Here is a 13,780-nt window from a genome sequence, read left to right on the forward strand (position 1 = left end):
CGTAAAAGAAAATGAAGCAGACAAGGATTGAGGACAATGAACTGAATCGGTTTTTACGCCGTGTTTTTCTTGTATCTTCCTCTTTCTTACTTATAGCAGGTTGTTTTTGCTTGAATAAGAAATAAATTAGAAGTTCTATCATCTAAGAAAAATGATGAACAAAAAATCATTTAACTAATGGTGTGAACGTTTAGTGTTTATCAGCTCCATTCTCTGTAATTTTGGGGGTAAAATCCACACCATTCGGATAAAATTAGTTGAATTTGATTGGAAAAAAGCTTTTATAAAAGCGGAGAAAAGTCTTGATATTACGCTGTTTTTAGTCCAACTGAAATTCATACTTTCCAAACCAGGTCATACGATCTGTGAGAAAAAGAACACATAACAAAAAGAGGAGCTTCACAATAAAGTTCCTCTTCTTTTATATATCCGAATCATTATTCTTATTTCAAAAAAGGTAGTGAAAAAGGTAGTGATTCGGTTGATTTATATTGCAATGTAGTGAAATTTAGAATTTCAAGAATCGCTTAAAATCAAGGTTTCTAACATCTATTGACGTGTAGTGAACCCCTATTTCACCTCTGTAAACACAACGTGTTTGCGAAGTTTTGGTGAGTACTTCTTCAATTGAAGACGGTCTGGAGTGTTACGTTTGTTTTTAGAAGTAAGGTACAAGCGTTCACCAGATTCTTTGTGTTCAAGTGTAATATTTACGCGCATGGTATCTCCCTTCTATTATTCAGCTGATGCAGCTTTAGCGATCTTACGTCCTTTGTAGTATCCTTTAAGTGATACACGGTGTGAACGTGAGTAATCTCCAGTTGCTTCGTCAAAGTTTACAGATGGAGCTGTTACTTTGTAGTGCGTACGACGTTTGTTTTTCTTCGCTTTTGATGTGCGACGTGCAGGTACTGCCATTTCGTTTTTCTCCTTTTAAGATATAAATTCGATTAGGTTTGATTTTCATCAACTGTAACAGTATAACAAAACTTTTTTGTAAAGTAAAGTTACTTGACAAAAAAATTGAAATTTTTGAAAGAAACTTTTCTGTTGTCTGTTTCTCCAAAGTCCATGCCTATCTTTGTGGCCTCTTTTATGCTATAATGGTAAAAAATGGAACGAGAGGAATGACATGACAGAATTAGACAAACGCCATCGTAGTAGTGTCTATGATAGCATGGTAAAATCTCCCAACCGTGCCATGCTTCGCGCGACGGGAATGACCGATGAAAGTTTTGAAAAGCCAATTGTCGGAGTGATTTCGACATGGGCGGAAAATACCCCTTGTAACATCCACCTGCATGATTTTGGAAAATTGGCCAAAGAAGGTGTGAAAGATGCAGGTGCTTGGCCGGTCCAATTTGGCACCATTACGGTTGCGGACGGGATCGCTATGGGGACACCAGGGATGCGCTTCTCCTTGACGTCTCGTGATATCATTGCAGACTCTATCGAAGCTGCTATGGGCGGTCACAATGTGGATGCCTTTGTAGCCATCGGTGGCTGTGATAAGAACATGCCTGGTTCTATGATCGCCATTGCCAATATGGATATCCCTGCGATCTTTGCTTATGGTGGGACTATTGCTCCAGGGAATCTCGATGGGAAAGATATTGACTTGGTTTCTGTTTTCGAAGGGATCGGAAAATGGAACCACGGAGATATGACTGCTGAAGAAGTGAAGCAATTGGAATGTAACGCCTGCCCTGGCCCTGGTGGCTGTGGGGGTATGTATACGGCCAATACCATGGCGACAGCGATCGAGGTCCTTGGGATGAGCTTACCAGGTTCATCTTCTCACCCTGCTGAATCAGCGGATAAGAAGGCCGATATCGAAGAAGCGGGTCGTGCGGTTGTCAAGATGCTGGAAATGGGACTGAAGCCGTCTGATATCTTGACTCGTGAAGCCTTTGAAGATGCGATTACAGTGACCATGGCGCTTGGTGGTTCCACCAATGCCACTCTTCATTTGCTTGCGATCGCTCATGCAGCTAACGTGGACTTGACGCTGGAAGACTTCAACGATTTCCAAGAGCGCGTGCCTCATTTGGCGGACTTGAAACCTTCAGGGAAATATGTCTTCCAAGACCTTTACAATGTCGGTGGTGTGCCTGCCGTCATGAAATATCTTCTTAAGAATGGTTTCCTTCACGGGGATCGCATCACATGTACTGGTAAGACAGTAGCTGAGAACTTGGAAGCCTTTGCTGATTTGACACCAGGTCAAAAAGTCATCATGCCGCTTGAAAATCCAAAACGTGCGGATGGTCCATTGATCATCTTGAAAGGGAACTTGGCTCCAGAAGGAGCAGTTGCCAAAGTATCAGGGGTGAAGGTCCGTAACATCACGGGTCCTGCTAAGGTCTTTGACTCTGAAGAAGCTGCCATTGAAGCCGTTCTTTCAGATGAAATTGTGGATGGCGATGTTGTTGTTGTCCGTTTCGTTGGTCCTAAGGGTGGTCCTGGTATGCCGGAAATGCTGTCCTTGTCATCTATGATCGTTGGGAAAGGCCAAGGAGACAAGGTGGCCCTCTTGACAGATGGACGATTCTCTGGTGGTACTTATGGTCTCGTTGTTGGACACATCGCGCCTGAAGCTCAGGTTGGTGGCCCAATCGCCTACCTCCACACAGGGGACATGGTAACAGTTGATCAAGATACCAAAGAAATCACCATGCACGTTTCAGACAAAGAGTTAGCGAAACGCAAGGCTGAAACAACCTTGCCACCACTGTATAGCCGTGGGGTTTTGGGTAAATACGCTCATATCGTTTCTTCAGCATCACGTGGTGCTGTAACCGACTTCTGGAATATGGAACAGTCTGGTAAACAGTAATTGCAAGGACGACTTTGTCCAAAGAGAGAGTGGGACAGAAATCGGCAATTCGTTAGAATTCGATTTCGTCGTCCCACCTCCGCACAGTTGAGTAAGGCTGTAAAAGCTGATGAAATCAGCGTAGTAGAGCCCACTCAACCACTGCGTCTTGCTCGACAGTCCAAAAACAATTGAGAGGCCAGGACTTTTGTCCAGCCTCTTTTTTGGCTCAAAGTAGCTATTTTCAACCCTGTCGCTGAATCGTATGAATATTACTTTTTTGGGGATTTGAGTGTATCATCTGTCATTTTTCTTGTAAATCCGTCTATAATTTGCTATAATTGTGACTAATCGAATCAATCCTTTAATACTGTCCAGAGAGGCAGGCAAGGAGCTATGGAAATGAAAGGCCTGGGAAGACCAGCCTATATTTTGTGTATCTCCTTGTTGTGGGGGATTTTTTTGTATATTGAAAAGTGGTTTGATAAAAAAGAAATCGTCGATGATGGAGCATGAAGTACTCCCTTACGATTTGGTCATCGAAGGTAGACGTTTTTGTTTAGCCATAGCTTGTCGCATCTTAATTTTAGGAGGTTTTTACGATCGTGAATGACGTTAAATATGATGTGAATGATATGCCAAAACCAGGCTTGCTGGTTGGTTTATCTTTCCAGCATTTGTTTGCCATGTTTGGGGCGACAGTGCTGGTGCCGATTTTGGTTGGGATTGATCCTGCCATTGCTTTGTTCTCATCTGGTTTGGGGACCTTGGCTCACTTGACAGTGACCAAGTATAAGATTCCTGCTTACATGGGGTCTAGTTTTGCTTATATTGCTGCTATGCAGATGTTGATGAAGACTGATGGAATCGCAGCAGTTGCCCAAGGTGCCATGGCGGGCGGTTTGGTCTACTTGTTTGTAGCTCTGATTGTTAAGCATGCGGGTAAAGATTGGATTAATAAGGTCCTTCCACCAATCGTGGTTGGTCCCATTATCATGGTAATTGGTTTGAGTCTTGCGAAGAATGCCGTCACTGATGCGACAACCTTAAATAATAGCTACAGCGGCTATGCTCTATTGATTTCGATGGTGACCCTCTTTGCGGTTATCCTCTTTAACATGTATGGCAAGAAGATTGTCGGTGTCGTCCCAATTTTACTTGGATTAATTGTGGGCTATATTTTCTCATTGGCTCTTGGTTTGCTGACAGGACATAGTTTTGTCAATTTCTCAGAGGTAAGTGCGGCGCATTGGATTCAAGTCCCAAACTTTGACATTCCATTTGTGGATTATAGCTTTAAGCTCTATCCAAGTGCGATTTTGACCATGGCTCCGATTGCCTTTGTGACCATGACGGAACATTTTGGCCACCTCATGGTTTTAAACAGTTTGACTGAGCGTGATTACTTCAAGGATCCAGGGCTTGATCATACGCTTACTGGTGATGGCTTGGCACAGATTATTGCTGGATTCTTTGGAGCTCCTCCAGTAACTTCTTATGGGGAAAACATTGGGGTGATGGCCCTTAGTAAGGTCTACTCAGTTTACGTTATTTCAGGCGCGGCAGTGATTGCGGTTGTCATGAGCTTTATTGGGAAGCTATCAGCACTCTTGCACTCTATTCCAACTCCTGTATTGGGAGGTTTGTCTATTGCCCTCTTTGGGGTTATCGCTGCTAGTGGTTTGAAAATTTTAGTTGAACATAAGATTGATTTTGATAATAAAAAGAATCTCTTGATTGCAAGTGTGATCTTGGTATCAGGGATCGGCGGTTTGATGATTGACCTTGGTGGTCTTCAAATCACTGGTGTCGCAACGTCAACCATTCTTGGGATTGTGTTGTATCAAATCCTTCCAGAACCAAAAGCTGATGAGGCTTAGTCCATTCTGGTAATGAAAAAGTTTGAATGGATTTAAACATTATAAAAAACGAGGAACAGACTCTGATGTCAGAGCTGGTGTTCCTCGTTTTTATTGTGGATCGGATTTCCAAAGAGGCCTTCCTTCGTTAGTTGAATGCATTTTTTAAAAGGTAATGCTTATTATCGTGGTGGAAGACCAAGGGCGATGCGCCCGTATCGGCTGATTCGTGTAATTTTCCAAGCGGGTGACCAAGTTACTTCAACCTTGACATCTTCGATCCCCTCGATTTCTTTTAGGCGAGCGACGATTTCGATCGGAAGGCTCTCAGCACAGCTACAAGCCGTATCGGTAAAGGTCATAACCACCTTGCAAGTGCCGGCTTCATCTAGATGGATCTCGTAGATCAGTCCTAGGTTATAGACATCTAACTCAACATCGGTATCAAATACAAGCTCCAATTTTTCGATTAACGGCTTCTCTAGTGCCAGGGCGCGGTCATTGATTTTGATATCCTCTCTCATCGCAAGATCCTTTCAGTGTAGTATGGCTTCCATTTTCTCATAATTCGGCTGATAAGGCAAGAAGAGAAAGAGGTTTTGAACGTGTCGAACGAAGGAAATTCGGTCCAGCTTCCATTTCTCTTCGAATTTATGGTAAAATAGAGGCAAAAGTAAGACAAAGGATGAAGGCTATGAAATTACAAAAACCAAAAGGGACCCAGGATATCCTTCCTGGGGATTCAGCGAAATGGCAATATGTAGAAGGCTTTGCACGCAAGGTCTTTGCGCGATACAATTATGATGAAATCCGCACACCGATCTTCGAACATTATGAAGTCATCAGCCGTTCAGTAGGGGATACGACGGATATCGTTACCAAAGAAATGTATGACTTCTATGACAAGGGAGACCGTCATATCACGCTTCGTCCAGAAGGAACAGCTCCTGTTGTCCGCTCGTATGTAGAAAATAAACTCTTTGCGCCTGAGGTACAAAAACCAAGTAAGTTCTATTACATAGGCCCAATGTTCCGCTATGAACGTCCTCAAGCAGGTCGTTTGCGTCAATTCCACCAAATTGGGGTAGAATGCTTTGGATCGAGCAATCCTGCAACGGATGTCGAAACCATTGCCATGGCAGCGCAATTCCTGAAAGAACTAGGAATTGACAATGTAACCTTGCACTTGAACACCTTGGGAAGCCCTGCTAGTCGTCAGGCTTATCGTCAAGCCTTGATTGATTACCTCTTGCCAATGAAGGATCAATTGTCTAAGGACAGCCAACGTCGCTTAGAAGAAAATCCGCTTCGTGTCTTGGATTCAAAAGAAAAAGAAGACAAGGCGGCGGTTGAACAGGCTCCTTCCATCCTAGACTATCTTGATGAAGAAAGCCAAGCGCATTTTGATGCGGTTCGTCGGATGTTAGAAGACTTGGGGGTAGCCTATGTCATCGATACCAATATGGTGCGTGGCTTGGATTACTACAACCACACGATTTTTGAGTTCATTACAGAAATTGAAGGCAATGAATTGACAGTCTGTGCAGGTGGTCGCTATGATGGTTTGGTGGAATACTTCGGTGGCCCTGCGACAGCTGGTTTTGGATTTGGGATTGGTCTGGAACGGATTCTTCTCGTTCTTGAAAAGAAAGGCATTGCATTACCGATCGAAACAGGATTAGATGCTTATATTGCCGTTCTAGGAGATGAGGCCAATGAAGCAGCGCTTAGCTTGGTTCAAGCCCTTCGAATCCAAGGTTTCAAGGCAGAACGTGACTATCTTGGACGTAAGCTCAAGGCACAATTTAAGTCAGCAGATGTCTTTGCGGCCAAAACCTTGATTACCTTAGGAAGCAGTGAGGTTGAAAGCGGTCAAGTCACTGTGAAAAACAACCAAACTCGTCAAGAAGTAACGGTAGCTCTTGAAAGCTTGAAGAAAGACTTCCCATCTGTTTTAGCAGAGTTGGGATTGGCTTGATCGAACGGGAAAGACAAGGGTAAACAAGATTTATCTGGGAGTAGGGGCAAAATGGTTGCTCCTGCTCTCTTTTATCTTGATTCTGTTTGCCGACCTTTGCCAAGATTTGGCGAAAAGCCGTTAAATTTTCTGACATTTATGATATAATGAGAAGACTACTAGTAAAGGAATGAAACAGTCATGACATTAGTTTACCAATCAACACGAGACGAAAAAAATACTGTAACAGCTAGTCAAGCCATCCTTCAAGGTTTGGCAACAGATGGCGGCTTGTTTACTCCGGTCTCTTATCCTCAAGTGGAGCTAGATTTTAACACCCTCAAAGACGCTTCTTACCAAGAAGTGGCCAAGCTTGTCTTGTCAGCCTTCTTGGATGACTTCACAGCAGAAGAGTTGGACTACTGTATTTCTCATGCCTATGACAGCAAGTTTGATACTCCAGCCATTGCTCCGCTTGTCAAACTTGATGGTCAATACAACGTGGAACTTTTCCACGGTTCAACCATAGCCTTTAAAGATATGGCTTTGTCGATCTTGCCTTACTTTATGACGACAGCAGCTAAAAAGCACGGTTTGGAAAATAAAATTGTCATCTTGACGGCGACTTCTGGAGATACTGGGAAAGCTGCCATGGCAGGATTTGCGGATGTTCCAGGTACTGAAATTATCGTCTTTTATCCAAAAGACGGTGTCAGCAAGGTACAAGAGTTGCAAATGACCACTCAGACTGGGGACAATACTCATGTGATCGCTATCGATGGAAACTTTGACGATGCCCAAACGAATGTCAAACATATGTTCAACGATGTTGAACTACGTGAAAAATTGGCAGCCAACAAGTTACAATTTTCATCAGCTAACTCTATGAATATCGGCCGTTTGGTACCTCAAATTGTTTATTACGTATATGCCTACGCGCAATTGGTGAAGACAGGTCAAATCACAGCTGGAGAAAAAGTCAACTTCACTGTTCCAACAGGGAACTTTGGAAATATCTTGGCAGCTTTCTATGCCAAACAAATCGGTCTTCCAGTTGGAAAATTGATCTGTGCGTCAAATGAAAACAATGTCTTGACAGACTTCTTCAAAACACATGTCTATGATAAGAAACGTGAGTTCAAGGTGACCACCAGTCCATCGATGGATATCTTGGTCTCTTCAAACTTGGAACGCTTGATCTTCCACTTGGTAGGCAATGATGCTACAAAGACCAAAGAGTTGATGGAAAGCCTCGTTGCAACAGGTCAATACCAATTGTCCAACTTTGATGAAGACATCTTAGATTTGTTTGCGGCTGCATACGCAGATGAAGCAGAAACTGCTGCAGAGATCAAGCGGGTCTATGAAGCGTCTGATTACATCGAAGACCCTCATACAGCTGTAGCATCAGCCGTTTATCAAAAATACCTTAGCCAAACAGGGGATGCTGCTAAAACAGTCATTGCCTCTACAGCCAGTCCTTATAAATTCCCAGTTGTGGCAGTAGAAGCGGTGACGGGCGAGACAGGTCTAGGCGATTTCGAAGCCTTGGCCAGATTGCACACCCTCTCAGGTGTTCCTGTGCCACCGGCTGTAGACGGTCTTGAAACTGCGCCGGTTCGCCATCGTACAAGCGTAGCTGCTAAAGACATGCAAGCAGCCGTAGAAGACTACTTGGGACTGTAATTCTCCCTATTAGAAAGATCAAAAGAGCCGTTTGGCTCTTTTATATACTCATGAATTCATACAAAAAAATCTTAAACATTGCCCTTCCTGCCATGGGTGAAAATTTCTTACAAATGCTGATGGGCATGGTGGACTCTTATTTAGTGGCTCACCTGGGCTTGGTTGCCATTTCAGGTGTTTCTGTCGCAGGAAACATCATCACCATCTATCAGGCCATCTTTTTGGCACTGGGTGCGGCAGTTGCCAGTGTCATGTCCAAAAGTTTGGGTGAAAAAAATCAAGACAACATTGCCTACCATGCGACAGAGTCCCTAAAGGTGACCTTGTTGTTGAGTGCTCTCTTAGGAGGGGCTTCGCTGATATTTGGACGCCAGATGATTTCGCTGTTGGGAACGGAAGCTGCAGTCGCCGAAAGTGGGGGGATTTACCTTTCCTTGGTCGGCGGGACCATTGTTCTCTTAGGCTTGATGACGACCCTGGGCTCGCTGGTTCGGGTAGCCAACAATCCACGTATTCCCATGTATGTCAGCTTGTTGACCAATGTTTTAAATGCTCTATTCTCCTCTGTGGCTATTTTCCTTTTTGGTTGGGGCATTGTCGGAGCAGCTTTGGGGACTGTGCTAGCCCGTCTGGTTGGCGTTATCCTCTTGTGGCAAAAGGTCCAGTTGCCCTTTGCCCCCCTACGTTGGGGATTGGATCGTAAGCTCTTGAATTTAGCGCTTCCAGCTGCTGGAGAGCGGCTGATGATGCGAGCTGGAGATGTGGTGATCATTGCGATCGTGGTTGCTTTTGGGACTGAGGCAGTCGCCGGAAATGCCATCGGAGAAACCTTGACCCAGTTTAACTACATGCCGGTGTTTGGAGTGGCCACAGCGACAGTCATGTTAGTGGCACGAAGCCTCGGTGAAGGGGATTTTGAGCAGATTGACCGCCTTCGAAAGCAGTCTTACTGGCTGTCCTTTGTATTGATGTTGCCCATTGCTCTGGGTATCTTTTTCGGGGGCACCCTTCTGACCCATCTCTACACACAAGATGCGAAAGCGGTAGAAGCTAGCCTTTCGGTTGTCCTCTTTTCTTTGTTAGGAACACCCTTTACAGCAGGAACAGTCATCTATACTGCTGTTTGGCAAGGCTTGGGAAATGGGAAACTTCCATTTTATGCAACGACCATTGGCATGTGGGTCATTCGAATTGGAGCCGGTTATCTGCTTGGAGTAACCCTTGGCTTTGGCCTTCCAGGGGTCTGGACGGGGACGCTGCTGGACAATGGTTTCCGTTGGCTGTTTTTGAGTCAACTTTATAGACGAAAAGTAGGAGAGAGAACATGACAAAACGAGCTTTTATTTGGGATTTGGATGGGACCTTGCTGGATTCCTATGATGCTATTTTAGCAGGTCTTGAGGAGACCTATGCAACTTATCAGCTTCCGTTTGACCGAGCCAGCATTAAAGACTACATCTTGAAGCATTCGGTTCAAGATCTTTTAGTAGCCGTGGCGGAGGAGTATCATCTGGATGTGACCGACTTGAATCATCGCCGAGCAGAAAGTCTAGCGGAGAAAAATGCCCAGGTCCTTCTGATGGATGGGGCGCGTGATGTCCTATCCTGGGGACAAGAAGCTGGAATTGAGCAGTTTGTCTATACCCATAAGGGAGAGAATGCCTTTGTCATCCTACGGGATTTGGGTTTGGAATCTTTTTTTACAGAGATTTTGACCAGTCAAAGTGGTTTTGCCCGCAAGCCTGACCCAGAAGCTGCCATGTATCTGATGGAGAAGTACGGCTTGGAGCCAGAAAATACCTACTATATTGGGGATCGGAGTCTGGATATTGACTTTGCAAGAAATAGCCAGATTCAGAGTATCAATTTCTTGACGTCTGACTATCAAGGCAATCATCAGATGGAAAGTTTATTAGATATTCCAGCTATTTTAAACGCTGAAAAGAATCTGTAAAGAATTTGTTTTCATTTTGAAATAAAGTCGTAAGCTTTCTTTAAGAAATGTCCGCTATAATAGAAGCATAAACAAAGACCTCCTAACTTTGTTTAGAAAAATCCTAAAACTTTTCTTTTTCATAATAATCTCCCTAAGAGTCGCCCAATCAGGCGGCTTTTTTTGTGCGCAAGAATAGTGTAAGCTCTTTTTCTTGCCAGGAGATGAGAAATGGTTTATAATTGACAAGTCAATTATTGATTTATCAAAAAGAAATTGGAGAAGGAATATGGCAGAAATAAATGATTTGCTCTACCAACTACGCTTGGCAGATCAAACAACTACGCAACTCTTTGAAAAGCGCCTAGGGATTAGCTTAACACGTTATCAAATTTTGCAGGATTTATTAGAACAAGCACCTTGCAATCAGATCGCGGTTCAGGAGCGCTTGCAGATTGATCCAGCGGCTTTAACCCGGCATTTCAAAATATTGGAAAAGGAAGGATTTGTCCATCGGAGTCGAAATCCAAAGAATCAGCGGGAAATCTTAATTCATTTGACGGATACGGCCTATAATCGTTTGGTCAAACATCCCCCTCGCCATCATGTGGCGGTGAAAGAACAGATGAGTCGGATTTTAACTGCTCAAGAACAAGAGCAATTTTCTTACCTGCTGGACAAATTAGTATCTGGCATTGAACAAATAACAGTTGAATAAAAAGGAGAATCTACGATGTCATTACTGACGATTATTTTAGCAAGTCTTGCTGCACTGGAGCATTTATATATTTTTTATTTGGAGAGCATCAGAACCACATCTGATACCACAAGTCGGGTTTTCAACATGGATAAAGAAGAACTCGCTCGCCCATCTGTGACCTCTTTATTTAAGAATCAAGGGATATACAATGCCTTGATTGGTGTGTTCCTCTTGTATGGATTGTTTGTCTCTAAAAATAGTGAAGTTGTTACGATTTTTGTGCTTTTTATTATTGGAGCTGCGGCCTACGGTGCGATGACAGCCAATAAAAAGATTATCTTGACCCAAGGTGCTCCTGCAATTTTAGCTTTATTGAGTATCCTATTGTTGGGATAAAAAGGACGGGCCGCTAGGGCTCTTTGAGCTGATTTTATTAAATAAGTGTAGAAAAAAGTATAAAAAAAGACTAAAAATTTTATTGACTTTCTAATAAAAAGGGTTATAATGGTAGCAACAGAAAAGTAATGAGTCAGCTATTTCCAGGGAGCTTGTGGGAATTGTGAACAAGCAATAGCGACTGATGAAAATTGGACTGTTATGATTAATGAATTCTAACCCATGTGAATTCGGTTGGCACCCCTTACCGTGCAACTCCTTGATAGAGGAGATAGAGATGTAGGGAAAGACCAGCTATTTTTCCCTATAAAAGAGGTGGCACCGCGGACACTACGCCCTCACACATTTTTTGTGTGAGGGCTTTTCTATGTGCCTTAGCAAGCGAAGCGAGCTTAGGCACATTGATCCCAAAGCGAGAATAGAGCGATGGGATAACCTTAATAGCCTTAGCAAGCGAAGTAGGGTGCGGCTGAATTCCTTAGAATAAAAGAGTTCTAGAAGAGAGGTTTCTGATATGAAAAAAGTTTTATCTGCTGATGTGTTGAGTCCAATTTTGGCTTATATGCGTTTGGATGCGCCCCATAAAATGATCTTGGAGTCGATCCCTCGCGAAAAAGAGAATGCGCGTTTTTCAATTGTAGCCTATCGGCCAGTCAGTGAAGTCAAGTTTGAACATGGCATCCTCTATTACAATGATCAGATTGTCGAAGAGGATCCTTTGGACTTTTTGAATCGCATCACGGTCAAAACGAAAACTTCTGAAGAGCTTCCCTTTAACGGTGGTGCGATTGGATTTGTCGGCTATGACTTGATTGGCCTCTATGAGAACATTGGTTTCATTCCTGAAGATACGATCGGCACACCAGATCTTCACTTTTTCTTATATGAGAGCTATGTGATTTTTGATCACAAAAAGGAAAAGGTCTATGTGGTGGAAGAGAACCTCTATAGTGGACGGAGTGAAGCAGAGCAAGCGTCGAGCTTGGAGCAAGTATTAGCACAGTTGGCAAGACCTGCAAAAGAAGAGTTTCAGGACAAGGACCTGCATGCGCTTCATTTCCACAATCATTTGGAGCAAAAAGAGTTTGAGGAAATGGTGGCCCTAGCGCAGGACTATATTCGAAAAGGAGATATGTTCCAATGCGTGCTCAGTCAACGTTTTTCAGCTGATTTTTCAGGCAAACCACTAGATTATTACCGCAATTTGCGCGTGACCAATCCTTCGAATTATCTCTACTTTTATGATTTTGGGGAGTATCAAATTATCGGGGCCAGTCCAGAAAGTCTGGTGTCGGTCAAGGATCGAGTGGTGACAACCAATCCCATTGCTGGCACGCGACCAAGAGGGATCGATGAGGAGTCTGATCGGCAATTGGCAGCTGATTTGGCAGGGGATCCAAAAGAAGTCGCAGAACACCGGATGTTGGTGGATCTAGGGCGAAACGATATTGGACGTATCGCTCAAAATGGGTCGGTTGAAGTGACCAAATATATGGAAGTGGAATTTTTCCGTTATGTCATGCACCTGACGAGTGTGGTCAAGGGGCAATTACTTCCTGGACTAGCCTCCATTGAGGCTCTGAAGGCGACTCTTCCAGCTGGGACCGTTTCGGGTGCTCCCAAGATTCGAGCCATGAAGCGAATCTATGAAGCAGAAAAAGAAAAACGAGGCGTCTATGCGGGGGCTATTGGCTATCTCTCTGTGACGGGGGATCTCGATTTTGCTATTGCGATTCGAACCATGATCCTCAAAAATAAGAAGGCTTATGTGCAGGCTGGAGCAGGAATCGTTTATGATTCGATCGCTGAAAATGAATACCAAGAAACCGTCAATAAGGCAAAATCAATGACAAAGATTGGAGAAGAAGGATGATTTTATTAGTCGATAATTACGATTCATTTACCTACAATTTAGCACAGTATATCGGAAAATTTGATGAGGTCCAGGTGCTTCGAAATGATGATCCGGATTTGTACCAAGTTGCCCAAGAAGCAGATGCCTTGGTCTTTTCTCCAGGTCCAGGTTGGCCAAAGGATGCGGGCAAGATGGAGGAGATGATCCGAGATTTTGCAGGGGTCAAACCAATCTTGGGGATTTGCTTGGGGCATCAAGCGATTGCGGAAGTTTTTGGAGGGCGCTTGGGATTGGCGCCACAGGTCATGCATGGCAAGCAAAGCCAGATCCAGCTAGAAGCTCCCTCTCCTCTATACGCGGGTGTCGCAAAAGAAGTTCCAGTCATGCGCTACCATTCGCTGACGATTGAAGACATGCCAGAGGATTTTGTCATTACCTCTCGGACGACGGATGATCAAGCGATTATGGGAATTCAACACCGTAGCTTACCAATTTATGGTTTTCAATACCATCCAGAAAGTATCGGGACGCCAGATGGGCTCAAGACCATCGAAAATTTTGTCAAACTAGTCAAGGAGC

General features: G+C 43.8%; 12 protein-coding genes and 1 pseudogene. 10 read left to right on the top strand and 3 right to left on the bottom strand.

Going from position 1 to position 13,780, the window contains the following annotated elements:
• Positions 1–570: 570 nt before the first annotated feature.
• Both rpmG and rpmF read right to left on the bottom strand, forming a co-directional pair.
• Complete coding sequence (gene rpmG / locus HMPREF2832_RS06650; protein ID WP_001265622.1) at positions 571–720, bottom strand: 50S ribosomal protein L33; 150 nt, start codon at positions 718–720, stop codon at positions 571–573.
• A 15-nt stretch (positions 721–735) separates the two neighbouring features.
• The gene (gene rpmF / locus HMPREF2832_RS06655) at positions 736–918 is read right to left on the bottom strand and encodes a 50S ribosomal protein L32 (protein WP_003009516.1); all 183 of its coding nucleotides are present in this window, start codon (positions 916–918) and stop codon (positions 736–738) included.
• 214 nt (positions 919–1,132) lie between these two features.
• Between rpmF and ilvD the strand changes: the two genes are divergently transcribed.
• Both ilvD and HMPREF2832_RS06665 read left to right on the top strand, forming a co-directional pair.
• Entirely contained in the window at positions 1,133–2,836 is a 1,704-nt protein-coding gene (gene ilvD, locus HMPREF2832_RS06660; RefSeq protein WP_070506106.1) for a dihydroxy-acid dehydratase, read from the top strand.
• A gap of 584 nt (positions 2,837–3,420) precedes the next feature.
• Entirely contained in the window at positions 3,421–4,695 is a 1,275-nt protein-coding gene (locus HMPREF2832_RS06665) for a uracil-xanthine permease family protein (protein WP_049475257.1), read from the top strand.
• A gap of 161 nt (positions 4,696–4,856) precedes the next feature.
• On the opposite strand, the gene HMPREF2832_RS06670 is transcribed toward HMPREF2832_RS06665, so the two are convergent.
• Positions 4,857–5,198 (bottom strand): metal-sulfur cluster assembly factor, encoded by a 342-nt coding sequence (locus HMPREF2832_RS06670; RefSeq protein ID WP_003010891.1) that lies wholly within the window; start codon positions 5,196–5,198, stop codon positions 4,857–4,859.
• A 170-nt stretch (positions 5,199–5,368) separates the two neighbouring features.
• Here HMPREF2832_RS06670 and hisS point away from each other — a divergent pair, with 170 nt between their 5' ends.
• The 8 genes and pseudogenes from hisS to HMPREF2832_RS10530 form a co-directional block, all read left to right on the top strand.
• On the top strand, positions 5,369–6,652 hold the full coding sequence (gene hisS, locus HMPREF2832_RS06675) for a histidine--tRNA ligase (RefSeq protein ID WP_070506109.1): 1,284 nt from the start codon (positions 5,369–5,371) through the stop codon (positions 6,650–6,652).
• 180 nt (positions 6,653–6,832) lie between these two features.
• On the top strand, positions 6,833–8,317 hold the full coding sequence (gene thrC, locus HMPREF2832_RS06680) for a threonine synthase (protein ID WP_070506112.1): 1,485 nt from the start codon (positions 6,833–6,835) through the stop codon (positions 8,315–8,317).
• Positions 8,318–8,367: 50 nt separating this feature from the next.
• Positions 8,368–9,645 carry an MATE family efflux transporter gene (locus HMPREF2832_RS06685; protein WP_045760149.1) on the top strand — a complete coding sequence of 426 codons (1,278 nt, stop codon included), beginning with the start codon at positions 8,368–8,370 and terminating at the stop codon, positions 9,643–9,645.
• The gene (locus HMPREF2832_RS06690; protein WP_070506114.1) at positions 9,642–10,271 is read left to right on the top strand and encodes an HAD-IA family hydrolase; all 630 of its coding nucleotides are present in this window, start codon (positions 9,642–9,644) and stop codon (positions 10,269–10,271) included. The genes HMPREF2832_RS06685 and HMPREF2832_RS06690 overlap by 4 nt, the downstream gene beginning before the upstream one ends.
• Before the next feature lie 268 nt (positions 10,272–10,539).
• Positions 10,540–10,968 (top strand): MarR family winged helix-turn-helix transcriptional regulator, encoded by a 429-nt coding sequence (locus HMPREF2832_RS06695; protein WP_049506831.1) that lies wholly within the window; start codon positions 10,540–10,542, stop codon positions 10,966–10,968.
• Positions 10,969–10,983: 15 nt separating this feature from the next.
• The gene (locus tag HMPREF2832_RS06700) at positions 10,984–11,346 is read left to right on the top strand and encodes a DUF1304 domain-containing protein (protein ID WP_070506116.1); all 363 of its coding nucleotides are present in this window, start codon (positions 10,984–10,986) and stop codon (positions 11,344–11,346) included.
• Between the two features lie 514 nt (positions 11,347–11,860).
• Entirely contained in the window at positions 11,861–13,219 is a 1,359-nt protein-coding gene (gene trpE, locus HMPREF2832_RS06705; protein WP_070506118.1) for an anthranilate synthase component I, read from the top strand.
• A pseudogene (locus HMPREF2832_RS10530) lies at positions 13,216–13,776 on the top strand (aminodeoxychorismate/anthranilate synthase component II); the annotation flags it as partial. The gene trpE and the pseudogene HMPREF2832_RS10530, both read left to right, overlap by 4 nt.
• Between the last annotated feature and the right edge of the window lie 4 nt (positions 13,777–13,780).

The organism is Streptococcus sp. HMSC073D05 (genome assembly GCF_001812015.1).
Classification (GTDB): domain Bacteria; phylum Bacillota; class Bacilli; order Lactobacillales; family Streptococcaceae; genus Streptococcus; species Streptococcus parasanguinis_D.

Bases quoted from the DNA above. Each gene is read 5' to 3' on its own strand.
- HMPREF2832_RS06700 (WP_070506116.1), top strand. From the start codon at position 10,984: ATGTCATTACTGACGATTATTTTAGCAAGTCTTGCTGCACTGGAGCAT.
- hisS (WP_070506109.1), top strand. From the start codon at position 5,369: ATGAAATTACAAAAACCAAAAGGGACCCAGGATATCCTTCCTGGGGAT.
- trpE (WP_070506118.1), top strand. From the start codon at position 11,861: ATGAAAAAAGTTTTATCTGCTGATGTGTTGAGTCCAATTTTGGCTTAT.
- rpmG (WP_001265622.1), bottom strand. From the start codon at position 720: ATGCGCGTAAATATTACACTTGAACACAAAGAATCTGGTGAACGCTTG.
- HMPREF2832_RS06685 (WP_045760149.1), top strand. From the start codon at position 8,368: ATGAATTCATACAAAAAAATCTTAAACATTGCCCTTCCTGCCATGGGT.
- rpmF (WP_003009516.1), bottom strand. From the start codon at position 918: ATGGCAGTACCTGCACGTCGCACATCAAAAGCGAAGAAAAACAAACGT.
- ilvD (WP_070506106.1), top strand. From the start codon at position 1,133: ATGACAGAATTAGACAAACGCCATCGTAGTAGTGTCTATGATAGCATG.
- thrC (WP_070506112.1), top strand. From the start codon at position 6,833: ATGACATTAGTTTACCAATCAACACGAGACGAAAAAAATACTGTAACA.
- HMPREF2832_RS06670 (WP_003010891.1), bottom strand. From the start codon at position 5,198: ATGAGAGAGGATATCAAAATCAATGACCGCGCCCTGGCACTAGAGAAG.
- HMPREF2832_RS06695 (WP_049506831.1), top strand. From the start codon at position 10,540: ATGGCAGAAATAAATGATTTGCTCTACCAACTACGCTTGGCAGATCAA.
- HMPREF2832_RS06690 (WP_070506114.1), top strand. From the start codon at position 9,642: ATGACAAAACGAGCTTTTATTTGGGATTTGGATGGGACCTTGCTGGAT.